This window comes from Mesobacillus zeae (assembly GCF_003570705.1).
In the GTDB taxonomy this organism is placed as follows: Bacteria; Bacillota; Bacilli; order Bacillales; family Cytobacillaceae; genus Mesobacillus_C; species Mesobacillus_C zeae.
In genome coordinates, this window is sequence record NZ_QWVT01000008.1 from 362927 (window position 1) to 387890 (window position 24964).

The window sequence follows — 24964 nt, forward strand, 5'->3', positions numbered from 1 at the left end:
CCTGGCAAACTGTTTTGCTAGGCTTGTCTTTTTAGCTGAAATAGGATAAGGGGACTAGGGGAATTCCTCAAATAAAGCGCTTACATATTACTATTGTACCAAAAAAAGGATGCCTGCAAGTATTGTCACCTATATATCTTAATTAAACAGCTTTTTTCGACAATTTTTTGAAAGACTATTTATTTATAGAAAGAAAAGTGTTATAGTATTTTCGATTAGTAGGAATGATAATACATCAGATGTCTGATGTCTTTAGAAAAACGGTTGGAGGAACTTCCCAATGTCAATCAAGTCAGATAGCCGGCCCCTTTATTTACAAGTAATTGACCGCCTGAAGCAGGATATTCAGGAGGGAGTCTACAAAGAGAAAGAAAAACTTCCGTCTGAATTCGATCTTGCAAAACTGCTGGGCGTCAGCCGGGCAACGCTTCGTGAAGCGTTGAGGATTCTCGAGGAGGAAAATGTAATCGTTCGCAGGCATGGAGTCGGCACGTTCGTCAACTCGAAGCCGCTTTTCACCTCAGGTATCGAACAGCTTAACAGCGTCACAGACATGATTGAACAGGCAGGGATGTCGCCTGGAACCATTTTTCTGAATTCAATGACAATCGCGCCGACCGAAGATGATATCCGTCGTTTCTCCTGCGAAGCGGAAGATGAGATTATCGTGATCGAACGCGTAAGGACTGCCAATGGCCAGCCAGTTGTCTATTGTATCGACAAAATTCCAGCGAATGTGTTATCGAGAACCTTCACTTGTGGAGATGAGTCGATTTTTCAGATGCTGGAACAAAAGTCCAATCGGAAGATCACTTACGCAGTGGCTCAAATAGAGCCAATAGGCTATCACGAAAAGGTTTCTCCAATCCTGGAGTGTGATCCGGAAACTGCACTGCTGGTACTGAAACAGATGCATTTCGACGAGTCAGACGAACCTATCCTCTATTCGGTCAACTTTTTCAGGGCGGACAAGTTCAGCTTTCACGTACTGCGGAAAAGAATATAATTTTTTTGCGGTGAATGTAAACGCTAACTTTAACGTTGCATTTCATTTCTACTCAATCCATAACGAAGTAATAGGGGGTACAAGCATTGAAAAAGCGTAAATTTGGTTTGGCGCTTTCACTAGTGTTGGCTGCAGGTACGATTCTTGGTGCATGCGGATCTGACGAAGGCGACAGCAAAAAAGGCGACGAGAAAAAGAAAACAGAGAATTTTAAAGTAGGTCTTGTTACTGATACAGGCGGCGTTGATGACAAATCCTTTAACCAATCTTCTTGGGAAGGCCTTAAAAAATTCGGTAAGGAATTTGGCCTTGAGGAAGGCAAAAGCTACCGCTATCTGCAATCTGAAAAAGAAGCAGATTATATTCCAAACCTAGGCAAATTTGCTGACGGCGGATTTAACCTGACTTTTGCTGCCGGATTCTTGCTTGAAGATGCTGTCCAAACAGCTGCAGAGCAAAACTCTGGTACAAACTTTGCCCTTATCGATAGCCTGCTGATGGATGAAGATTTCAAACCAGTCTTCCTTGACAACGTTGCTGCTGTAACATTCGAAGAACATCAAGGATCTTTCCTTGTAGGTGTAGTTGCAGCGAAACAATCCAAAACAGGTAAAGTAGGATTCATTGGCGGAGTTGATTCACCGCTGATCAAGAAATTTGAAAACGGTTTTAAAGCAGGCGTTAAATCCGTTAACCCTGATATGGAAATAATCGCTCAATATGCTGGAGATTTCAACAAACCTGAAAAAGGATCCAGCATTGCTTCCACTATGTACACACAAGGCGCTGATATCATCTATCATGCTGCCGGCGGTACAGGAAACGGTGTCTTCACAGAAGCGAAAAACCGCAAGAAGAACGGTGAAGATGTTTGGGTAATCGGTGTTGACCGTGACCAGCACGAAGAAGGAATGCCTGAAAATGTTACCCTTACTTCAATGGTTAAGCGCGTTGACGTAGCAGTATATGAAATCTCCAAAATGGCAATGGACGGAAAATTCCCTGGCGGCAAAGAATCTTTGTTCGGTATTAAAGAAAACGCCATTGGCATTGCTGAAAGCCAAGAAAATGTAAGTAAAGAGTCCCTTAAGCTTGTTGACGAATATAAGGAAAAAATCCTTAAAGGCGAAATCAAAGTTCCTAAGACAGATAAAGAATTCGCTGAATTTGAAAAATCTCTATAATAGAAACACTGAAGGCTAGTGATCCTATTGCTAGCCTTCGCTTTCTCTAAAAATAGAGCTTTAAAGTAAACATATGCGTTACCATTATGGGCGCAGTGTTGCAATACGCACAATGCATGACCGATTTTACCTTTGCGATTTGGGAGTGATTAAGATGCAAGAATATGTTATTGAAATGAATAACATTCGCAAAGAATTTCCGGGAATCGTGGCGAACGATAACATTACCCTGCAGGTGAAAAAAGGTGAGATTCACGCACTGCTGGGAGAGAATGGCGCCGGAAAATCTACATTAATGAATGTCTTGTTCGGACTTTACCAGCCGGAAAAGGGAGAAATAAAAGTAAAAGGCAAGGAAGTTAAGATTACCGATCCCAATGTCGCGAACCGCCTTGGAATCGGGATGGTGCATCAGCACTTCATGCTCGTCCACAATTTTACCGTCACTGAAAATATCATTCTTGGCAGCGAGCCGACAAAAGGCGGAAAAATCAACATTGAAGATGCTGCAAAGAAAGTGTCCGAACTTTCTCAGCGTTATGGGTTGTCAGTAGACCCGCATGCGAAAATTGAAGATATCTCTGTAGGGATGCAGCAAAGGGTAGAGATTCTGAAGACTCTATACCGCGGTGCTGAAATTCTGATTTTTGACGAACCAACAGCAGTACTGACTCCACAAGAAATCAAAGAACTCATTCAGATTATGGAAAAATTAGTCCAAGAAGGAAAATCGATTATTTTAATTACGCACAAGCTAAAAGAAATTATGGAAGTCTGCGACCGCTGCACTGTTATCCGCAAAGGAAAAGGTATCGGTACAGTGAACGTTTCGGAGACAAATCCTGATGAACTTGCAGCCCTTATGGTTGGCCGCGAGGTGCATTTTAAAGTCGAGAAACAACAAGCAACACCTAAAGATGTTGTTTTGGAAATAGATCAGCTTGTCGTCCATGACGCGCGGGATATTCCCAGTGTCAACGGACTTGACCTCAATGTCAGGGCTGGGGAAATCCTTGGAATTGCCGGTGTTGACGGGAACGGACAAACGGAATTGATTGAAGGGATCACCGGCCTTCGAAAAGTAAAGTCCGGCAGCATCAAGATTAATGGCAAGGATGTCACTAACCTTCCAGCCAGGAAGATTACCGAAACAGGTCTAGGCCATATCCCTCAGGATAGGCATAAACACGGTCTTGTCCTTGATTATTCAATCGGTGCCAACATGGTATTGCAAACCTATTATCAAAAGCCATTTTCCAAATCCGGAATATTAAACTACGGCAAAATATATGAGAAGGCGAGAAAACTGATAGAGGAATATGATGTCAGGACGCCTTCAGAATTCACTCCTGCAAGGGCACTGTCAGGCGGAAACCAACAGAAGGCGATTATTGCCCGTGAAGTGGACAGAAGCCCTGACCTCCTCATCGCTGCACAGCCTACAAGGGGTCTTGATGTTGGAGCGATTGAGTTCATCCATTCAAAGCTGATTGAAGAACGCGATAACGGCAAAGCCGTGCTGCTCATTTCATTTGAACTAGAGGAAGTCATGAATGTCAGTGACCGCATCGCCGTCATCTATGAAGGTCGGATCGTGGACATTGTCGATCCGAAGGAAACAAGCGAGCAAGAGCTCGGATTGCTAATGGCAGGCGGCAAGCGGGAAAGAGAAGGTGTGTTGTGATGCAGAACCTTTTAAAAAATGAAAGACTATTCAACATATTGGTCCCTGTCATTTCTGCCATTCTTGGCATGCTGGCAGGAGCCATCATCATGGTATTGGGTAATTATGATCCTGTCGCAGGCTTTGAAGCTCTGTTTAGCGGCATGTTTGGTACACCTAAAGCCATTGGGGAAACAATTCGTGCAGCTTCACCATTGATTCTATCAGGTTTGGCTGTCGGCTTTGCTTTCAAAACAGGATTGTTCAATATCGGTGTCGAAGGGCAACTGCTCGTCGGCTGGCTTGCATCCGTATGGGTCGGCTATGCGTTTGAGCTTCCTGCTGTCCTTCATGTTACACTGTCAATCCTGGCAGCAGCAGTTGCAGGGGGCCTTTGGGGAATGATACCGGGATATTTGAAGGCTAAATTCAAGGTCCACGAAGTTATTGTGACGATCATGCTAAACTATGTAGCATTGTATGTCACCGCAGATCTCATCAAGAGATATTTGTATGCGGGAAATGAAAAGTCCTACAGAATTCATGAATCCGCATCGCTTTCTTCGCCTTTCCTTTCACAAATCACGGAAGGATCGCGGCTCCATTGGGGTATTATGATTGCCCTTATCGCCGCAGTAATCATGTGGTTCATACTTGAAAAAACAGCGACAGGCTACGAGTTAAAGTCTGTTGGTTATAACCAGCATGCATCGATGTATGCAGGTATGAATGTCTCTAAAAACGTCATTCTTTCAATGACGATTTCCGGAGCATTTGCAGGGATGGCTGGAGCCATGGAAGGACTTGGTACATTCCAGAACATGACCGTTCTTTCATCCTTCACAGGAACTGGCTTTGACGGAATTGCTGTTGCCCTTCTTGGCGCGAATAACGCGTTTGGAATCATCCTTTCCTCACTTCTGTTTGGGGGATTGAACACAGCTGCACCTCAAATGAACTTTGACGCAAACGTACCATCAGAATTGATTAAAATTATTATTGCACTGATCATATTCTTTGTCGCATCAGGATATATCATCCGAGTCATCGCTGCCCGGTTTAGCAAGGAGGGGAAATAGGCATGAGCATTTTGGAAATTTTGGCACTTATCATTCCAGCTGCCCTATATACGGCTGCCCCTATCATTTTCACAGCCCTTGGCGGGGTATTCAGTGAACGTTCCGGTGTTGTCAATATTGGGCTTGAAGGACTTATGCTTTTTGGAGCTTTTACAGGTGTTATCACAACATTAACGATTCAGGACAGTGTAGGCGCTGCATCTCCATGGGTTGCGATCCTCGTTGCCGCTTTAGCCTCCGGGATTTTTTCTCTGCTTCATGCCGTAGCGAGCATCACCTTAAGGGCAGACCAGACTGTCAGCGGTGTGGCCATTAACTTTTTGGCTGCAGGTCTCTCTTTGTTTTTAATCAAGAAAATCTATGGAAAAGGGCAGACTGATTTTGTTGATTTTCGGATCAATAAAGTGGACGTGCCTGGATTGTCGGATCTTCCGGTTATAGGAGATATTTTCTTTTCAAGGATTCCCTATACTTCGTATATTGCCATTTTGGCAGCAATTGTCGTTTGGTACGTGATTTATAAAACGCCGTTTGGCCTGAGGCTCCGTTCTGTAGGGGAGCACCCAATGGCTGCAGACACTATGGGGATCAATGTAACAAGAATGCGTTATATTGGCGTCATTTTGTCTGGAGTGTTTGCAGGTATCGGAGGGGCGATATACGCACTGTCGATTTCCGGTAACTTTACCGGCGGAACGATTTCAGGACAAGGCTTCCTGGCATTGGCTTCAATGATCTTTGGTAAGTGGCATCCGCTTGGTGCGATGGGCGCTGCTTTGTTCTTCGGTTTTGCTCAGTCACTCAGCATTACTGGCGCACAAATTCCGTTCCTGAAGGATATCCCTTCTGTGTTCTTGATTATTGCGCCATACGTTCTGACCATTCTGGCATTGACAGGATTCGTCGGCCGTGCAGATGCTCCGAAAGCAATAGGTATTCCTTATGTCAAAGGAAAAAGATAAACCATTCAAACCAAACCCTGGGACGCTTGCGTTTCCAGGTTTTTTTTAGGCAGCCTCCCTTGATATTTTATTGTTTTTTTACTCGTGTCATTCATGAAAAAGTAAAAATATTCTATATGGAATATTTGGCTAATATAATAAAATAGGGATAATATGGGTAAAAATAGAAGCTGGGTTAAGGGGAGTAAAATGTAAGCTGTCTTTATATATGGATGATTTTCAGACTGAAAGAATCTTTTCTTACTTAAGATGGATTTTTAAGATTGCCAGTGTGTTTTTTTCTATTTTCCCCCTCTAGACTCAAGACTTGAGTTTGATAAAGAAAGTTTCCCTATCCTTATAAGCATAGGTTTGTTGTATATGACAGCGGCCCAGATAGCGCTTAAACGTGAAAATTCCACTCGCAAATTTTTCTCTGTAATCGCTAAGTCCGGTATCCTTTTTGATTATATTTCCGTCGTGTGGCTGTTGTTAATAAGCGGGGGAATCCAAAGCCCGCTTGTCCCGCTCGCTTTCCTTGTCATTATGTATTCCACGATTTATTGGAGGACAAAAGGAGCGCTTCTTTCGTCAGCTACGTTTACCGGAGGATTTGCAGTCATGCTTGCGATGGAGGCATATAATTGCATTCGGAACGGTCTTCACTTTTATCCTGCACCTTTTTTTCATTTGGACTGTCGGTATGCTTGGTTCCATGATTGTCATCAGGGAACGGAAGCATATGAAGCAGGAGGAGATTTTCCAGGAACAGCTTAAATCGATTAACTTACAAGTCTTTACAATCACCGTTTTTTTTTTTTAGGAGCAGCTCCGATTGTCTACGGCGGCTTCTGATGGCTTTATCCTGGTCTTTGGGGATATTGACCACTTCAAATATGTCAATGATCGCTATGGGCATATGATCGGAGATGAAGTGCTAAAAGAGATTGGGCTATTGTTCCAGGTACTGGCACAGCGGTACAATGGACAGGCTTTTCGCTATGGCGGAGAGGAATTTGCCTTTTTGCTGCCTGAAACGGATGAAGCAAGGCTTGCTGCCTTTTTTTCAGATTTGTACAAAACTCTGTCCGTGAAAACGTTCACATCTGAACGCTCAGTTACAATGAGCTTCGGAGCGGCAGGGAAGCATCCCGAAGATACTGCAGACAATGTTTTACGTCTGGCAGACCAGCTGATGCCAAGGCAGCCGGTAAAAACAGGGTGCACTTTAGGAACGGATTTGTTTATATCAAAACAATAAACTGTTCTCGTGATCCAGGGGAAGGCAGGATTTCCTGAAAGGCTTGTTGCTATGATGGCGAGCGCTTTTTTTTATAAAGAGAAGTATAGCGGGGCATCATTGCTTGATAACGCTGGAACTGCAAGGTTATAGTAGGAATAGGCTGCCAGCAGGTGGAAATGATAGTAGTGGCAGGATTACCGCAGCGGTAGTAACAGAAGTTATTCCATTTAGCGGAAAATAACCCTCACCAGTGATACATTAAGATAAGATTAGGAAGTTTCCGGCAATGCCGGACTTAGCTTAGCAAAGCTTGTTGGCTATTTAAAAGGAGGTTCCCAAATGGGTGTGATATCGCAATCTGTAAAAGACATGAACGGATTTAAACTGCATGTTGTCAAGACCGGAAAATTCAAGACCAATACAATCGTATGGCGTATGAAAGCGCCGCTTCAAAAGGAAACGGCTACAAAGCGTGCCCTATTACCGTACGTCCTTCAAAGCAGCAGCAGGAAATTTCCTGATACAACTGTGCTTAGATCTTACCTTGATGAATTGTACGGAGCCAGTCTTTATGTGGATGTGGCGAAAAAAGGTGAATACCAGGTCCTTAGTTTCACGCTTGACATTGCAAACGAGAAATTCCTCGGGGACCCTGAACCTCTTTTAAGAAAAGGGATGGAGCTCTTGGCGGAAATCCTCGTAAATCCGCTTGCGGAAAGCGGTTCCTTCGATCGATCAACAGTTGAAAAAGAAAAAAGAACACTAGAGCAAAGAATCCATTCTGTTTATGATGATAAAATGAGATACGCTGGCTTTAGGTTGATCCAGGAAATGTGCAAGGATGAGCCTTACGCACTTCATGTCAACGGTGACCTGGAGGACGTGGCGTTGATCGATGAAAGCTCGCTTTATGAGTATTACAAGCAAGCCTTCTCAAATGACGAAATGGACTTGTATGTGATAGGAGATGTGACGGAGGCTGAGGTTGAAGAAGCAGCAGCGTCCATGCTGTCATTCAATTCTAGGATTCCCGAGAAGAAAGAAATGAACAGCCCGGCCCCGGAAGCAGAGAAAGTTGTAACCGAGGAACAGGACATAAAGCAGGGAAAATTAAATATAGGCTGCAGGACAAACATTCTGTACGGCGAGAAGGATTATGCGGCACTGCAAGTATTCAACGGCATTTTCGGAGGCTTTTCCCATTCGAAGCTCTTTCTGAACGTTCGTGAGAAAGAGAGTCTCGCCTACTATGCAGCGAGCAGGCTTGAAAGCCATAAGGGCCTCATGATGGTAATGGCAGGAATAGAAACCGCGAACTATAAACGTGCGGTAACCATTATTAAAGAACAGCTAGATGAAATGCGCAACGGCCAGTTTACTTCTGAAGAAATCCAACAGACGATCCTGGTGATTGAGAACCAAATGCTTGAGACGATGGATACTGCAAGGGGTCTCGTTGATATCCTATACCATAATGTCATCGCAGAATCGCAAAGTTCCGTTGATGAATGGCTAAGTGGAATGAAGGCGGTAACAAGGGAAGACATCATCGCTGTCGCTAATAAAGTGAAAATCGATACGATCTACTTTTTAACGGGAACTAAGGGGGCGGTATGATGGAGAAACTCACCTTTGATCAACTCCAGGAAGAGCTCTACCATGAACGGATGGCCAATGGACTCGAAGTCTATATCCTTCCTAAGAAGGGATTCAACAAAACGTACGCTACATTTACAACAAAGTACGGATCGATTGACAATGCCTTTAAGCCTTTAGGCAAAGAGGAGTATGTGCAGGTTCCTGATGGGATTGCCCATTTTCTTGAGCATAAGCTGTTTGAAAAAGCGGATGGAGACGTATTCCAGCAGTTCAGCCGTCAGGGGGCGTCAGCTAATGCTTTCACGTCATTTACCAGGACTGCATACTTGTTTTCAAGCACTTCCAATGTAGAACGCAACCTTGAAACATTAATTGATTTTGTCCAGGATCCTTATTTTACCGAAAAGACGGTGGAAAAGGAAAAAGGCATTATTGGCCAAGAAATCAACATGTACGATGACAACCCTGACTGGCGGCTCTACTTTGGACTAATAGAGAACATGTATCAATGTCACCCGGTGAAAATTGATATAGCAGGGACAGTCGAATCAATTGCGCATATAACAAAAGACATGCTGTATGAGTGCTATAAAACATTCTATCACCCGAGCAATATGCTGTTGTTTGTTGTGGGTCCCGTCAATCCCGATGAAATTATGGAACAGGTGAGACAGAACCAGGCCAAAAAGGATTACAAAGAAATGCCTGAAATACAGAGGAAGTTTGAAACGGAAATCATGGAAGCCTCTGAAAAGAAAAAAGTGCTGGAAATGAATGTTCAGACGCCTAAATGCCTTGTGGGGATAAAGGCTGCTGATACTGGAATCCAGGGCCGTGAAATGCTGAAGCAGGAGCTGGCCATAAATGTGATCCTCGATGTCCTCTTTGGGAAAAGCTCTGCGAATTACATGGAGTTATACAATGAAGGGTTAATTGATGACTCCTTCTCGTATGATTATACTCAGGAAAAAGGATTCGGGTTTGCTATGGCTGGAGGGGATACCCGCAACCCTGACAGGCTTGCGGAAAGACTGACAGAAATGCTGCTCGAAGCTAAGGGAGGCTCGGTTTTCAATGAGACGAACCTGAGCAGGACGAGAAAAAAGAAGATTGGCACCTTTCTTCGCGCAGTGAACTCTCCTGAATATATCGCCAACCAATTTACACGTTATGCTTTTAACGGAATGGATTTGTTCGATGTTGTTCCGGTACTTGAAGGAATGACAGTGGAGGACATCCAGAAGGCGGCTTCAGGCTTAATTGCCAAGGAAAGAATCACGGTATGCCAGGTATTGCCGAAAAACAATGACTCACTTTTATAAATGGATTGCCATCAGGAATGAATAAAAATAAACATGCAGACGAGAGTGTGAGAAAATGAAACACTTTGCTTTAATTACAGGGGCGAGCGGGGGAATCGGAAAGTGTATTGCGACAAAGCTTGCGGAAAAAGGATATTCCCTGTATCTTCATTACAACAAAAATGGAAAGGCGGTCGATGGACTGCTGAAAGAACTTGAGAAGCTTGGGGGAGAATATATTCCCGTACAGGCCGACCTTGCTTCCAAGGATGGTTACAAAGTCTTGGCATCGCAAGTGTTCGATCTTGATGCCATCATCCATAACGCCGGGCATTCGGTTTCCGGGCTCCTGGAAGACCTTGATGAAGATGAAGCTGAGAAGCTGATTCAAGTCCATGTAACCTCGCCTTTGCTGCTGACAAAGCTTCTTGTGCCGAAGCTAATCAGAAAGAAATCCGGAGCGATTGTAACTGTTTCCTCAATATGGGGAGAGACAGGTGCTTCTTGCGAAATAGCCTATTCCATGGTTAAGGGGGCGCAGATTTCCTTTGTTAAAGCGTTAAGCAAAGAGCTTGCCCCTTCAGGCATTAGAGTAAACGCCGTGGCGCCAGGAGCAGTTTCAACAAGCATGATGGCAGGGTTCTCCTTGGAGGAGCTCTCTCAAATCTCCGAAGACATTCCTTTAGGGCGCCTCGGATTGCCTGAAGAAGTGGCGGACGGAGTTGAATTCCTTTTATCCAACAGGGCTTCCTACATCACTGGGCATATTTTATCCATTAATGGCGGCTGGCATATGTAATTAGGCCGCGTGCTTCCGATTTTCATTTTCCTTTATCTCGTGCCGGTATGCCCCAGCTCATACGGCACTTAACGGGCGCTTTCGCTTTTCTTTGTCCAGCTACAGCGCTTAGGGGATCGATTCATAAGCCAATCCGTCAAGAAGGTCAAAGAACGACCTTCCCGCCGGCTCGTCTTATGCTTGTCACCCCTGCGCAAGGAGCTTTCGCTTTTCTTGTTTCTATGTATATTTTTGGTTCCTCCTATGCACACTAATTGTGTACCAATTTAAAGGAGGCTGGAAATATGTCTGTACTGGATAATTGGAATCAATGGAAAGAGTTCCTTGGATCTCGACTTGACCAAGCAGAGAATGATGGAATGAACAGGGAAGTCATCGGGGATATGGCCTATCAAATTGGCGATTACCTGGCGAAGAACGTTGACCCTAAAAACGAGCAGGAGAGAGTTCTTGCTGATCTATGGTCAGTGGCTACCCCGGACGACCAGCATGCTATCGCGAACATGATGGTCAGGCTGGTCCAAAAAAATGGATAGTCCCTAGATTGACTTATTTTCAAGGGATCACTTTCTTTGTTCCTGCCGGGAAAACCCGGCAGTTTTTTTGTTTTATCCTGCTATCTAGAGCCATCTAAACAAGAGTGAAGATATGTTCCTTGTTTTTCCTTTCATCTTTGTACAAAATCATTTATTATAGTAGCTAGATGAAATCTGTCGAAAACCTGATGGAATTTAAGTTTTGGCGGTTTTTACAAACAAAATAGTCCGGAAAAAGAGGATGAGATCGGAGGATTGGTTTTGATGGAGAAGAAAGAATGGTATTTGGAATACGAAATTCAGAAGAACCGGCCCGGTCTTCTTGGAGACATTTCTTCCCTTCTCGGCATGCTCGCTATCAATATTGTAACAATCAACGGCGTACATGAAGGGCGAAGAGGGCTTCTTATCCTGGCAAAAGACGATGAACAAATTGTGCGCCTGGAGTCAATTTTAAATACAATGGACACCATAAAGGTATTAAAGCTCCGTGAACCGAAGCTGAGGGACCGTCTTGCGGTCCGCCACGGGCGCTATATAATGAGGGATGCCGATGATAAAAAAACATTCCGGTTTGTTCGGGATGAACTTGGACTGCTGGTCGATTTTATGGCAGAATTATTCAAGCAGGAAGGGCATAAGCTAATTGGCATCAGGGGAATGCCGAGGGTAGGCAAGACCGAATCGGTCGTCGCCTCAAGCGTCTGTGCCAACAAAAGATGGCTTTTTGTTTCCTCCACCCTGCTTAAGCAAACCATCAGGAACCAGCTGATTGAGGATGAGTACCATGCTGACAACCTGTATATCATTGATGGGATTGTCTCGACTAGGAGGGCGAATGAACGGCACTGGCAGCTTGTTAGGGAAATAATGCGGATGCCGTCCGTCAAAGTTGTGGAGCACCCTGATGTGTTTGTCCAGAACACAGAATATACGCTAGAGGATTTTGACTATATCATTGAACTCCGGAACGACCAGGAGGAAGAAATTCTTTACGACATTGTGCATCAAAACAACATGTTCTCAGATTCCGATTTTGGAGGCTTTGATTTTTAACAGTATTGGAAGGTGTTATCGTGAGTGAATTAGGAATTCGATTAAGAGAAGCGCGTGAAGCCAAAGGGCTTAGCCTCGATGAACTTCAGGAGGCAACAAAAATCCAGAAACGCTATCTTGTAGGGATTGAGGAAGGCAATTACAATATGATGCCTGGTAAGTTTTACGTTCGGGCATTTATCAAACAATACGCGGAAGCGGTTGGTCTTGACCCGGAGGAAGTGTTTGAACAGCATAAAAGCGAGATTCCAGCTACATATAATGAGGATATCCCCGAGCAGCTTTCAAGGGTACAATCCAGAAAAAGCTTTTCCCCGGCAGATTCCCGGATAATGGATTACCTGCCTAAAATTCTGATTGGCGTTGTTGCGGTAGGTTTGGTCGTTCTTATTTGGTGGTTCTTTGCCAAAAGCAATGGAGATGAGGCAGCCAAGGAACCTGTATCGCAAGAAAGCGAGAGCGTGAAGTACGAAGAGTCTGAGGACATTGTTGACAAGCAGCCGGCTGATGAAACTGGCGAAAATAAAGATAATGCGGACAAAGAAAAAGGTAAAAAGAAAGATAAAACCAAATCAGTACAGGAGCTTTCTGTCGTTGAGAATGGCGGCAACAAAATGGTCTATGACTTGAAAAACAGCGACAAGTTTGAGGTGAAGCTCGCCACCACTGAAGCTTCATGGGTAAGCATTGAGAGCGGGTCGGGAAAGTCCATATATCAGGGCACGCTCAACAAAGCACAAGGCAATGAAAGCCAGACTTTCGATCTCAGCAAGGAAACCGAAATCAGCATCATTGCGGGATTTTCTCCTGCCACCGAACTGTATATCAACGGGGAAAAAGTGGAAGATGCTTTCCCTAAGGAGAACACAGGAAGACAGGATGTAACCGTAAGATATATTAAAAGCGAATAATAGTCATCACTAAGGTGGCTATTTTTTCGCGCGCCATAGAGAAACGAGGCCCCCGTTTAAGTGGGTAAGGCACTTTATTTGGGCTTTCCGCACCCGGGAGGCCATAATTTTTTTGGAGGAAAGAGATATGAACTTACCTAATAAAATCACCATTTCCCGAATTTTCATGATTCCTGTTTTCATGTTGATCATGCTTGCGAATTTTAATTGGGGAAACGTTTCGCTGCTTGGCGCTGATATGCCTGTTACCCATCTGGTTGGTGCAATCATATTTATCATTGCTTCAACAACGGACTGGGTGGATGGCTATTATGCACGTAAATACGATCTTGTTACCAACCTGGGGAAATTCCTAGATCCCCTTGCTGATAAGCTCCTTGTTTCAGCGGCACTAGTCGTTTTAGTCGATTTAGGGTATGCAGCTGCGTGGATCGTAATTGTAATCATCAGCAGGGAGTTTGCTGTTACAGGCTTGCGCCTTGTTTTGGCAGGCGGCGGGGAAGTGGTTGCAGCTAACCAGCTCGGAAAAATCAAGACATGGACGCAAATTATTGCCATTTCGGCGCTACTGCTCCACAATATCATTTTTGAAATGATCTCGATTCCATTTGCGGACATTGCGCTATGGGTAGCCATGTTCTTTACGATTTGGTCTGGATGGGATTATTTTAATCAAAACAAACATGCTTTCAAAAACTCCAAGTAGGACATGGAAAGATAGGTGGAGATGGGATGAATGCAGAAATTATCGCAGTAGGGTCTGAATTGCTGCTTGGGCAGATCAACAATACAAATGCACGGTTCCTTTCAGCACAGCTTGCGGGGATCGGTGTAAATGTTTTTTATCATACAGTGGTAGGGGATAATCCAGAGAGGCTTAAGAAAGCGCTAGAGATTGCAGAAGGGCGCTCCAGCCTGGTCATCTTCACAGGAGGACTTGGGCCTACAAAGGATGATTTGACGAAAGAGACGATTGCCAGGCATCTGGGGATGCGCCTTGTGCTCGACGACGAGGCAATGGTATCGATCGAACAGTTCTTTAAACGGGCAAACAGGGAAATGACGGAAAATAACCGCAAACAGGCCCTGATTCTCGAAGGGGCGGACGTGTTGAAGAATGAGCATGGCATGGCTCCTGGTATGCTGGTCAGCAAAGGAAAGCATCATTATATGCTGCTGCCGGGACCTCCATCCGAGATGGAGCCGATGTTTGCGAAATATGGACTTCTTGCGCTGGCAGGGAAAATGGACGGCCGTGCCAAAATCGTTTCAAGAGTACTCCGGTTCTTCGGCATCGGTGAAGCAGCGCTTGAAACGCGCCTTGAACATCTCATCGACAAGCAGACTAACCCGACAATCGCGCCGCTCGCAGGTGAAGGAGAAGTAACAATCAGGTTGACTGCAAGAGCTGAATCAGATGATTTGGCCTGGCAGCTGATTGATGGGATAGAAACTGATATCATGGAGATTGCGGGAGAACATTTTTACGGCTATGATGACACTTCTCTGATGAAAGAGCTGTCAGGATTACTGGCCAGCCAGGGGCTTACCTTGGCAGCCGCCGAAAGCCTCACAGGCGGAATGTTCCAGCAGGAAATGACCTCGCTTGCAGGAGCGAGCAAAATCTTTAAAGGCGGCTTCGTCTGTTATACGAATGAAGCAAAAATCAACGTTGTAGGTGTGAATGCTGAGACGATTGACAACTATGGAGCTGTCAGTGAACAATGTGCGTGCGAGCTTGCGGATAATGCCGCCAGGCTGCTCGGAGCCGACATTGGCATCAGCTTCACGGGAGTGGCAGGCCCTGACGATTTAGAAGGCCATCCTCCCGGTACTGTATTCATCGGAATCGCAGCAGGCGGGCGTACATGGTCCAAAAAAATCACTCTCAGCGGTTCTAGGAAACTGAACAGGCTGAGAACGGTGAAAAATGGCTCGCATATTTTGCTTAAATACTTGAAAGAAGCGCAGGATGCCTAGGCAATCTGCGCTTTTCCTTTGAAAACTGTAGGGAGAGATTTTTCATTTTTGCTAGAGTACAAGGTTGGTATTGTCCTTTTTTTGGGGGGATTCAGTAAGTTAACTCCGGACGCATTCCTGCAAAAAGAAAGATAATGGGCGGAAATGCTGTTTTCTCAACATAAAAGCCCTGGGATTCCGGTTTTCCACCAAGGAAAAACCGTTTTTTAATTGTATTATGCTCAAGAAAAAAACGAATAAATGTTCGACTTTTTGCTGTACAAATGGTCTGAAAAACGGTATAGTAATGATAGGTTTTCAATATGAGAAACTGGCGAACAGGCGTTTTAGCTGAGTTCGTTTTGATATAAAAGGAGGAAATGCATTGAGTGACCGTCAGGCTGCGCTAGATATGGCATTGAAACAAATAGAAAAACAATTTGGCAAAGGTTCGATCATGAAGCTTGGGGAACAGACAGACCGGAAAATTTCTACTTTTCCAAGTGGATCCCTTGCCCTGGATGTGGCGCTTGGAATTGGCGGATATCCGCGCGGGCGTGTAATTGAAATATATGGTCCTGAAAGCTCAGGTAAAACTACTGTTGCGCTTCATGCGATTGCAGAAGTACAGGCAAGCGGAGGCCAGGCTGCATTCATCGATGCCGAGCATGCACTCGACCCTGTTTATGCTCAAAATCTCGGTGTCAATATTGATGAACTACTTCTCTCCCAGCCGGATACCGGCGAACAGGCGCTTGAAATTGCAGAAGCCCTTGTCCGTAGCGGCGCTGTTGATATCATCGTCATTGACTCCGTAGCGGCACTTGTTCCAAAAGCGGAAATTGAAGGTGAAATGGGAGACTCCCATGTTGGTCTTCAAGCACGTCTTATGTCCCAGGCGCTTAGGAAACTGTCTGGAGCAATTAATAAATCGAAAACGATTGCCATTTTCATCAACCAAATTCGTGAAAAAGTTGGCGTTATGTTCGGAAACCCGGAAACAACTCCAGGTGGACGTGCCCTCAAGTTTTATTCAAGTGTGCGTCTTGAGGTCCGCCGTGCTGAAGCATTAAAGCAAGGCAATGACATGGTTGGGAATAAAACAAAAATCAAGGTTGTTAAGAACAAGGTTGCTCCTCCGTTCCGTGTAGCCGAAGTGGATATTATGTACGGTGAGGGAATCTCCAAAGAAGGAGAAGTCATCGACATGGGTTCAGAGCTTGATATCGTGCAGAAAAGCGGTTCATGGTATTCCTACAATGAGGAACGTCTTGGACAAGGACGCGAAAACGCGAAACTGTTCCTGAAGGAGAATCCTTCTATTCGTCTCGAAGTTCAGAAAAAAATCCGTGAGCATTACGGACTTGACGGAGAAAAAATTGTAACTGAAACAGAAGAAGGGCAAGAAGAGTTTGACCTTCTTGACTGATAATTCTGAGCAAAGTCTGGAAACAGGCTTTGCTTTCTTCATTTTTCGGGAAAGGGATAACTTTGTTAATAGAGTAAGAAGGTTATCAGCTTTAGCGCCTAGTGGCACGAGTCATAAGCCAATCCATCAAGAAGGTCAAAGAACGACCTTCTCGCCGTCTCGTCTTATGCTTGTCGCCCCTAAGCAAGGCGCTTCCGCTTTTCATTTTCCTTTATCTCGTGCAGGTGTGCTCCAGTCCATACGGCGCTTAACGGGTGCTTCCGCTTTTCGTAGGACAAACCCTTGACAATGAAAAAGGTCGCAATTACAATTAAATATGTATATTTTTACTTTTTACAGCAATTAGTACCTTTGAAAGTCTTTGTGCTGTATGTTGATGCTTGGAACAATATACATGCCGACATGGAAAAAATTAACAGTAAAAAAAGTTGATAGCAAGAGGAGGTGAAAATGATGGAATTAACGATCATCTCCATTTTGCTTGGCCTAATCGTCGGTGCAGTTGTTGGCTATTTTTATCGTAAATCCGTTGCGGAAGCAAAAATAGCAGGGGCAAAGAATGCCGCAGAACAAATTCTTGAGGATGCAAAACGCGACGCTGACGCATTAAAGAAGGAATCCCTGCTTGAAGCAAAGGATGAAATTCACAAGCTTCGCACAGAGGCGGAACGTGAAGTTCGCGAGCGAAGAAACGAACTGCAAAAACAGGAAAATCGTTTACTGCAAAAGGAGGAGAATCTTGACCGGAAGGACGAATCATTGAACAAACGTGAAATTCTTCTGGAGAAAAAAGATGACTCTCTAAACCAAAGACAACAGCATATTGAACAGATGGAAAGCAAAGTGGACGAGATGGTAAAATCGCAGCAGGCAGAAATGGAACGTATCTCGGGCCTGTCGCGTGACGAGGCAAAATCCATCATTTTAGAACGCACTGAGCAGGAACTTGCCCATGATGTCGCAGTCATGATCAAAGAAAGTGATAACAGGGCAAAAGAAGAAGCTGACAAGAAGGCGAAAGAGGTTCTATCCCTGGCCATCCAGCGCTGTGCTGCAGATCATGTGGCTGAGACAACGGTATCGGTCGTAAACCTTCCTAACGATGAAATGAAGGGCCGTATCATTGGCCGTGAAGGCCGAAACATCCGGACGCTTGAGACACTGACAGGTATCGACTTGATCATCGATGATACGCCGGAAGCCGTTATTCTGTCAGGATTTGATCCAATCCGCCGTGAAACGGCAAGGTTGGCACTCGAAAAACTTGTGCAGGATGGACGAATCCACCCGGCACGAATTGAAGAGATGGTGGAGAAAGCAAGGCGCGAAGTCGATGAACATATTCGCGAGGTTGGCGAGCAGACTACCTTTGAAGTTGGTGTCCACGGACTTCACCCGGATTTAATCAAGATCCTGGGAAGATTGAAGTACCGTACAAGCTATGGTCAAAATGTACTCAAGCATTCTATGGAGGTTGCGCAGCTATCAGGATTGCTGGCTGCAGAGCTAGGAGAAGACGAGACATTGGCCCGCCGTGCAGGCCTGCTTCATGATATCGGTAAGGCAATTGACCACGAAGTGGAAGGAAGCCATGTTGAAATTGGTGTTGAGCTTGCAACTAAGTATAAAGAACACCGGGTTGTCATCAACAGCATTGCCTCCCACCATGGCGATACCGAACCAACATCAATCATCGCGGTTCTTGTTGCAGCGGCAGATGCCCTGTCAGCAGCAAGGCCTGGTGCGAGAAGCGAAGCGCTTGAAAACTATATTCGCCGACTTGAAAGGCTTGAAGAAATTTCAGAGTCCTACGAGGGTGTAGAGAAGTCATTTGCCATACAGGCAGGCAGGGAAATCAGAATCATGGTGAAACCTGAACAAATTGACGATTTGCAAGCCCACCGTCTTGCCCGTGACATCCGGAAGAAGATCGAGGAAGAACTCGACTATCCGGGCCATATCAAGGTAACGGTCATTAGGGAAACAAGAGCAGTTGAATACGCGAAATAAAAATAAAGCGGTGCATTCAGCACCGCTTTTTATAATGGCCTTCACAGTAAGCTGCAAGCAGAATGGTAAGGTGGACTTTTATGTTAGAATGGACAAATACGTTTTCAAACTATAAATGGACAGGAAAGTGAAGAATATGAAAATTTTATTTATTGGCGATGTTGTAGGGTCGCCGGGGCGGGATATGGTCAAGGAGTATCTGCCTAAGCTGAAGGAAAAATATCGACCGACCGTGACCGTGATTAACGGAGAAAATGCGGCTGGGGGTAAAGGAATCACCGAAAAGATCTACCGGCAGTTCCTTGAATGGGGGGGCCAGGCTGTAACCCTTGGAAATCACGCTTGGGATAATCGGGAAGTCTTCAGTTTTATTGATCAAGCTAAATACCTTGTCAGGCCTGCGAATTTTCCGGAAGGAACGCCAGGCAGCGGAATCGCCTATCTGAAAGTGAACGAGGATGAAATCGCTGTCATCAATCTTCAGGGAAGGGCCTTTCTCCCGGCGATTGACTGTCCGTTCCGGAAAGCGGATGAACTGATAGAAGAAGCATCCAAACGAACTCCAAACATTTTTGTCGACTTCCATGCAGAAGCGACAAGCGAAAAATTGGCAATGGGCTGGTATCTTGCCGGCCGGGCTACCTTTGTAGCTGGTACGCATACCCATGTCCAGACAGCAGATGCAAGAATCCTTCCAGGTGGAACAGCCTATATAACAGATGCAGGTATGACAGGTCCGTATGACGGGATTTTGGGCGTTAACAGAGACGCTGTGTTAAAAAGGTTTTTAACTTCACTTCCTGTACGCTTTGAGATTACGGAAGAGGGGGGGAACCAGCTCTCCGGTGCGCTGGTTGAATTCAACAATAAAACCGGACGTGCCCAAAAAATACAGCCAATCCTAATTAATAATGACCATCCATTTTTCGGCTAGGCAAAAACCTCTTTTTCAAAACTGTCTGGATTTTTGATACAGGCTGGCATATGCCAGGCTTCTCTCGAATATAGTAGAGTGGAACAAACTAACCTGATTATTATCAGGAACGCCATTCAGGGGCGGGATAATATAAGGAGGAGCCAGGAATGGAAATATTAAAGGTTTCAGCAAAATCTAACCCTAATTCTGTAGCTGGTGCGCTTGCAGGGGTTCTGCGCGAAAGAGGGGCAGCAGAGATCCAGGCAATCGGTGCGGGTGCATTGAATCAGGCCGTCAAGGCAGTAGCGATCGCACGAGGATTTGTAGCACCCAGTGGAGTTGACCTGATTTGTATCCCGGCATTTACGGATATTCTTATCGACGGCGAGGAACGGACTGCAATCAAACTTATTATTGAACCGAGATAGGCCGTTAGTCAAAACGGGTTAGAGGGGGGAAGCCATCCTTATGCGTGGTGCATAAGGGTGGTTTTTTTGCATGTTTGCTAAAAATCAACACACAAATGTTATTTTGATATAAGGAATAGGTAGTTCTTTTTCCTGAATCCAGGATTTCAGCTGGGATACAAACCTATAAAACGCCTGATATATCAATGTTTTCCTCTCTCTAAATTTTGAGAGAGAGTAAAGAGACGGACGTTCAAATAAAAATATAAAAAAATATTCACCTTTTCGTCGATAATTCGACGTAAAGGGTTGCAATTTTTATGTCATAGGTCTAGAATTGAAAGCGTTTAGTACCGACCAATTAGGATTCACGTCATTTTAAATACCCTTCATTTCTCGTGAAGACCTAGGAAAAGTGCTACACTGAGTAAGGAAATGATTTACATATTCTTTTTAACGTACCTAAAGGGGTGTAGAAGATGATCAATCAACTTTCATGGAAAGTTGGCGGGCAACAGGGAGAAGGAATAGAGAGTACTGGAGAAATATTTTCAATTGCCTTGAACAGACTTGGCTATTATTTATATGGCTACCGCCACTTTTCCTCAAGAATTAAAGGCGGCCATACTAATAACAAGATTCGTGTCAGCACGACGCAGGTTCGTTCTATTTCAGACGATTTGGATATTCTTGTTGCGTTCGACCAGGAGACAATTGATGTAAACTACCGAGAGCTGAACGAACACGGAATTATCATGGCAGATGCCAGGTTCGGACCAAAAAGTCCAGAAGATTCAAAAGCAGCTTTGTATGCGGTTCCATTTACTGAAATTGCAACAGAGCTTGGTACTTCCCTTATGAAAAACATGGTCGCAATTGGTGCGACAAGCGCTGTACTGGACCTTGATATCAATGTATTCGAGGAAGTTGTCCAGGAAATTTTTGGACGAAAAGGACAGCAAGTTGTTGAGAAGAATATGGAAGCCATCAAAACTGGCTATGAATATATGAAAGAAAAGCTTGGCGGAAGCATTGAAACAATGCAGCTGGAAAAAGCGGACGGGCAGAAACGCCTGTTCATGATCGGAAATGATGCGATTGCTCTTGGAGCCCTCGCCGGCGGCTGCCGCTTCATGGCTGCTTACCCAATCACACCCGCATCAGAAATCATGGAATATCTGATCAAGAAGCTTCCAGCGCTTGGAGGATCAGTCATCCAGACAGAAGATGAAATCGCTGCTGTAACAATGGCAATTGGTGCTAACTACGGAGGAGTCCGGGCGTTAACCGCATCTGCAGGCCCTGGGCTTTCATTGAAGATGGAAGCAATCGGCCTTTCCGGAATCACTGAAACTCCGCTTGTAATCATTGATACACAGCGCGGTGGTCCGTCGACAGGTCTTCCAACCAAGCAGGAACAATCTGACTTGATGGCGATGATTTATGGAACACATGGTGAAATTCCAAAAATCGTAATGGCGCCAAGCACAGTCCAGGAAGCATTCTACGACACAGCCGAAGCATTCAATCTTGCAGAAGAGTATCAATGCCCGGTTATCGTATTGACAGACCTGCAGCTTTCTCTTGGAAAACAAACTGTCGAGCCGCTTGAGTTCGACAAGGTGGAAATCCGCCGCGGTAAACTTCAAACTGGAGAACTTCCTGAAATTGAAGGAAAAGGCTACTTCAAGCGCTATGAAGTAACGGAAGACGGCGTATCACCGCGTGTAATCCCTGGTATGAAGAATGGTATTCACCATGTCACAGGCGTAGAACACGAAGAAACAGGAAAACCGTCAGAATCAGCAGCAAACCGCATAGCCCAAATGGATAAGCGGTTCCGTAAAGTAAGCAATATTAAGTTTAATACACCAGTTTACAAGAACGCTCCACACGAGGAAGCAGACCTCCTGATTGTTGGTTTCAACTCGACAAGAGGTGCGATTGAGGAAGCGATTGGACGGTTGGAGAAAGACGGCTTGAAGGTCAACCATGCACATGTACGCCTTATCCACCCATTCCCTGTCGATGACATTCTGCCGCTTGTTAAATCGGCGAAGAAAATCGCAGTTGTTGAAAACAATGCAACAGGACAGCTGGCAAATATTATGAAGATGAATGTCGGGCATGCAGAGAAAATTTACAAGTTGCTCAAATATGACGGAAATCCATTTTTGCCGCATGAAATTCACTCGAAATGCAAGGAGTTGTTCTAAATGGCTACATTCAAAGATTTTCGTAACAGTGTAAAACCGAACTGGTGCCCTGGCTGTGGCGATTTCTCTGTGCAGGCAGCCATTCAGCGAGCAGCTGCAAACGTCGGCCTTCAGCCGGAGAACCTTGCTGTCATTTCTGGAATCGGCTGTTCCGGCCGGATTTCGGGATATATCAACTCCTATGGTTTTCACGGAATTCATGGCCGCTCGCTTCCGATTGCGCAGGGCGTCAAGATGGCAAACCGTGATTTGACTGTCATTGCTTCAGGCGGCGACGGGGACGGATTCGCAATTGGAATGGGCCATACTATCCATGCCATCCGCCGAAATATCAACGTAACCTATATTGTCATGGACAATCAGATTTATGGCCTGACCAAAGGGCAGACATCTCCGCGTTCGGCTGCGGGTTTCAAAACGAAATCCACTCCGATGGGCTCGGTCGAACAAGCCATTTCACCAATGGAAATGGCACTGACAGCCGGAGCAACTTTCGTTGCACAGAGCTTTTCTACAGACTTGAAGGATTTGACTGCATTGATTGAAGCTGGCATCAAGCATGAAGGCTTCTCTTTAATCAACGTTTTCAGTCCTTGCGTCACATACAATAAAGTCAACACATACGACTGGTTCAAGGAAAACCTTACAAAGCTTAGTGATATTGAAGGCTACGATTCTTCAAGCAGGGAAACTGCAATGCAGACACTGATGAAGCATAACAGCCTTGTAACAGGTCTGATTTATCAGGACACAGAGCGCAAATCCTATCAGCAGCTAATCAGCGGATATTCCGAAACACCGCTTGCACAAGCTGACCTGACACTAGACCAGCAGTATTTCGACAAACTAGTAACAGAGTTCATATAATAAGAAAAGCGAAAACGACTTGTACAGGGGCGTTGCAGCTGGCCAATAAGTAAAGCAAAAACGCCCGTTAAGCGTGTTTACAAGGCACTAGACCGTTACTGCAACATATAATTTTTATTCTTCATTTTTGTATAATAAAGTCCCCAATCAAGCGGTTGGGGGCTTTGTTTTATAAAGGGGTCCCTCGGTCCAATGTTCCGTTATTGTTTGTCCGGCCATTACAGTTTATAATTAATAATTGTATGTTTCTTATTGATGAACGTAAGGATGGTCCATCCTTGAAAGGAGATATAGCTTATGAATGAAAAACAACGGCTCGAAAGCCAGCAAGTGCAGACTGTAAATTCTTCGGACAAAAAATCCGCCAAGGATTACAGTAAGTACTTTGAGACAGTATATACTCCGCCGTCTCTGAAGGAGGCAAAAAAACGCGGAAAAGAAGAAGTCTCTTACCATCAGGATTTCGATATCCAGGAAGAATTTCGTGGCATGGGCACTGGCCGGAAGTTTTATATTCGCACATACGGCTGCCAAATGAATGAGCACGATACAGAGGTCATGGCTGGAATTTTTATGGGCCTTGGATACGAACCGGCAGAAACAGTGGAGGATGCGAATGTCATCCTGCTTAATACCTGTGCGATCAGGGAAAATGCCGAAAACAAAGTGTTTGGTGAAATCGGCCATTTGAAGTCACTGAAAATGGAGAAGCCAGACCTTTTGGTGGCTGTCTGCGGGTGTATGTCCCAGGAGGAATCGGTCGTCAACCGGATTATGCAAAAGCATCAGCATGTAGATATCATTTTCGGAACGCATAATATCCACCGCCTGCCGAACATTTTGCATGAAGCTTATATGTCAAAGGAAATGGTAATTGAGGTATGGTCAAAGGAAGGCGATGTCATTGAGAACCTTCCGAAGGTGCGGAGAGGCAACATTAAAGCGTGGGTTAACATTATGTATGGCTGTGACAAATTCTGCACATACTGCATCGTTCCTTATACACGGGGCAAGGAGAGAAGCCGCCGGCCTGAGGACATCATCCAAGAGGTGCGCCAGCTTGCTGCGAAGGGCTATCAGGAAATCACCTTGCTTGGGCAGAATGTCAACGCGTACGGCAAGGATTTCGCCGATATTAATTACGGCCTTGGCGATTTGATGGAAGAAATCAGGAAGATTGATATTCCGCGTATTCGTTTTACAACAAGTCATCCGCGAGACTTTGACGACCATTTAATAGAGGTGCTTTCAAAAGGAGGGAACCTTGTTTCGCATATCCACTTGCCTGTGCAATCGGGGTCAACCGATGTTCTCAAAATTATGGCAAGGAAATATTCGCGAGAACAATACCTTGAGCTTGTCCGCAAAATTAAAGCAGCAATTCCGGATGCCGCGCTAACTACTGATATTATTGTCGGCTATCCAAACGAAACGGAAGAGCAGTTTGAAGAAACATTGTCTCTCTTTCACGAAGTTGGATTCGAATCGGCGTATACATTCATTTACTCACCGAGGGAAGGTACCCCTGCAGCGAAAATGCTGGATAACGTCCCAATGCATGTGAAGAAAGAGCGCTTGCAGCGGCTTAATGCTGTTGTAAACGAGCTTTCCGCACAGGCGCTGAAGAAATACGAAGGTCAGGTTGTAGAAGTACTAGTTGAAGGGGAAAGCAAGAATAACCCGGATGTGCTCGCAGGCTACACCGATAAAAGCAAGCTTGTCAACTTTATCGGACCGCGAACAGCAATCGGGAAAATTGTTAAAGTCAAGATTACAGGCGCTAAGACCTGGTCATTAAACGGGGAAATGATTCAAGAATTACAACCAGCAGAGGTGGAATAA

Annotated in this window: 22 protein-coding genes; all 22 read left to right on the forward strand. The window is 45.0% G+C overall.

The features are described 5' to 3' along the window. The first annotated feature begins 280 nt into the window (after positions 1–280). The 22 genes from D1970_RS04255 to miaB all read left to right on the forward strand — a co-directional run bounded on the left by D1970_RS04255 (position 281) and on the right by miaB (position 24964). A complete protein-coding gene (locus D1970_RS04255) occupies positions 281–1006 on the forward strand; it encodes a GntR family transcriptional regulator (protein WP_119111623.1) in 726 nt (241 codons plus the stop codon). An 86-nt stretch (positions 1007–1092) separates the two neighbouring features. Beyond that, positions 1093–2190 carry a BMP family lipoprotein gene (locus D1970_RS04260; RefSeq protein WP_119111624.1) on the forward strand — a complete coding sequence of 366 codons (1098 nt, stop codon included), beginning with the start codon at positions 1093–1095 and terminating at the stop codon, positions 2188–2190. Positions 2191–2344: 154 nt separating this feature from the next. Continuing rightward, positions 2345–3874: an ABC transporter ATP-binding protein gene (locus D1970_RS04265; protein WP_119111625.1), complete on the forward strand. Its 1530-nt coding sequence runs from the start codon at positions 2345–2347 to the stop codon at positions 3872–3874. Then, positions 3874–4932, forward strand: coding sequence for an ABC transporter permease (locus D1970_RS04270; RefSeq protein ID WP_119111626.1), 1059 nt, complete (start codon positions 3874–3876; stop codon positions 4930–4932). The genes D1970_RS04265 and D1970_RS04270 overlap by 1 nt, the downstream gene beginning before the upstream one ends. Before the next feature lie 2 nt (positions 4933–4934). Beyond that, positions 4935–5894 (forward strand): ABC transporter permease, encoded by a 960-nt coding sequence (locus D1970_RS04275; RefSeq protein ID WP_119111627.1) that lies wholly within the window; start codon positions 4935–4937, stop codon positions 5892–5894. Positions 5895–6254: 360 nt separating this feature from the next. Then, entirely contained in the window at positions 6255–6650 is a 396-nt protein-coding gene (locus D1970_RS04280) for a hypothetical protein (protein ID WP_119111628.1), read from the forward strand. 58 nt (positions 6651–6708) lie between these two features. Further along, positions 6709–7134 carry a GGDEF domain-containing protein gene (locus D1970_RS04285; protein ID WP_119111629.1) on the forward strand — a complete coding sequence of 142 codons (426 nt, stop codon included), beginning with the start codon at positions 6709–6711 and terminating at the stop codon, positions 7132–7134. Positions 7135–7455: 321 nt separating this feature from the next. After that, positions 7456–8733, forward strand: coding sequence for an EF-P 5-aminopentanol modification-associated protein YfmF (yfmF, locus tag D1970_RS04290; protein WP_119111630.1), 1278 nt, complete (start codon positions 7456–7458; stop codon positions 8731–8733). After that, entirely contained in the window at positions 8733–10037 is a 1305-nt protein-coding gene (gene yfmH, locus D1970_RS04295) for an EF-P 5-aminopentanol modification-associated protein YfmH (protein WP_119111631.1), read from the forward strand. Before yfmF ends, yfmH begins: the two co-directional genes overlap by 1 nt. A 55-nt stretch (positions 10038–10092) precedes the next feature. Further along, complete coding sequence (gene ymfI, locus D1970_RS04300) at positions 10093–10815, forward strand: elongation factor P 5-aminopentanone reductase (protein WP_119111632.1); 723 nt, start codon at positions 10093–10095, stop codon at positions 10813–10815. A 284-nt stretch (positions 10816–11099) separates the two neighbouring features. Further along, positions 11100–11351 carry a DUF3243 domain-containing protein gene (locus D1970_RS04310; protein WP_119111634.1) on the forward strand — a complete coding sequence of 84 codons (252 nt, stop codon included), beginning with the start codon at positions 11100–11102 and terminating at the stop codon, positions 11349–11351. Positions 11352–11615: 264 nt separating this feature from the next. Next, entirely contained in the window at positions 11616–12407 is a 792-nt protein-coding gene (locus D1970_RS04315) for a DUF3388 domain-containing protein (protein ID WP_119111635.1), read from the forward strand. A gap of 20 nt (positions 12408–12427) precedes the next feature. Further along, the gene (locus D1970_RS04320; protein ID WP_119111721.1) at positions 12428–13318 is read left to right on the forward strand and encodes a helix-turn-helix domain-containing protein; all 891 of its coding nucleotides are present in this window, start codon (positions 12428–12430) and stop codon (positions 13316–13318) included. Positions 13319–13445: 127 nt separating this feature from the next. Beyond that, positions 13446–14024 (forward strand): CDP-diacylglycerol--glycerol-3-phosphate 3-phosphatidyltransferase, encoded by a 579-nt coding sequence (gene pgsA / locus D1970_RS04325; RefSeq protein ID WP_119111636.1) that lies wholly within the window; start codon positions 13446–13448, stop codon positions 14022–14024. Positions 14025–14050: 26 nt separating this feature from the next. Further along, on the forward strand, positions 14051–15298 hold the full coding sequence (locus tag D1970_RS04330; protein WP_119111637.1) for a competence/damage-inducible protein A: 1248 nt from the start codon (positions 14051–14053) through the stop codon (positions 15296–15298). Between the two features lie 364 nt (positions 15299–15662). Further along, a complete protein-coding gene (gene recA, locus D1970_RS04335; protein ID WP_119111638.1) occupies positions 15663–16706 on the forward strand; it encodes a recombinase RecA in 1044 nt (347 codons plus the stop codon). 450 nt (positions 16707–17156) lie between these two features. Continuing rightward, positions 17157–18716, forward strand: coding sequence for a ribonuclease Y (gene rny / locus D1970_RS04340; RefSeq protein WP_119111639.1), 1560 nt, complete (start codon positions 17157–17159; stop codon positions 18714–18716). A gap of 136 nt (positions 18717–18852) precedes the next feature. After that, positions 18853–19650 (forward strand): TIGR00282 family metallophosphoesterase, encoded by a 798-nt coding sequence (locus tag D1970_RS04345; RefSeq protein ID WP_119111640.1) that lies wholly within the window; start codon positions 18853–18855, stop codon positions 19648–19650. Positions 19651–19799: 149 nt separating this feature from the next. Further along, positions 19800–20060 carry a stage V sporulation protein SpoVS gene (gene spoVS / locus D1970_RS04350; protein WP_029281188.1) on the forward strand — a complete coding sequence of 87 codons (261 nt, stop codon included), beginning with the start codon at positions 19800–19802 and terminating at the stop codon, positions 20058–20060. Between the two features lie 458 nt (positions 20061–20518). Next, the gene (locus D1970_RS04355) at positions 20519–22255 is read left to right on the forward strand and encodes a 2-oxoacid:acceptor oxidoreductase subunit alpha (protein ID WP_119111641.1); all 1737 of its coding nucleotides are present in this window, start codon (positions 20519–20521) and stop codon (positions 22253–22255) included. Beyond that, entirely contained in the window at positions 22256–23122 is an 867-nt protein-coding gene (locus tag D1970_RS04360; protein ID WP_119111642.1) for a 2-oxoacid:ferredoxin oxidoreductase subunit beta, read from the forward strand. A 297-nt stretch (positions 23123–23419) separates the two neighbouring features. Then, positions 23420–24964, forward strand: a complete 1545-nt coding sequence (miaB, locus tag D1970_RS04365) for a tRNA (N6-isopentenyl adenosine(37)-C2)-methylthiotransferase MiaB (protein WP_119111643.1) — start codon at positions 23420–23422, stop codon at positions 24962–24964.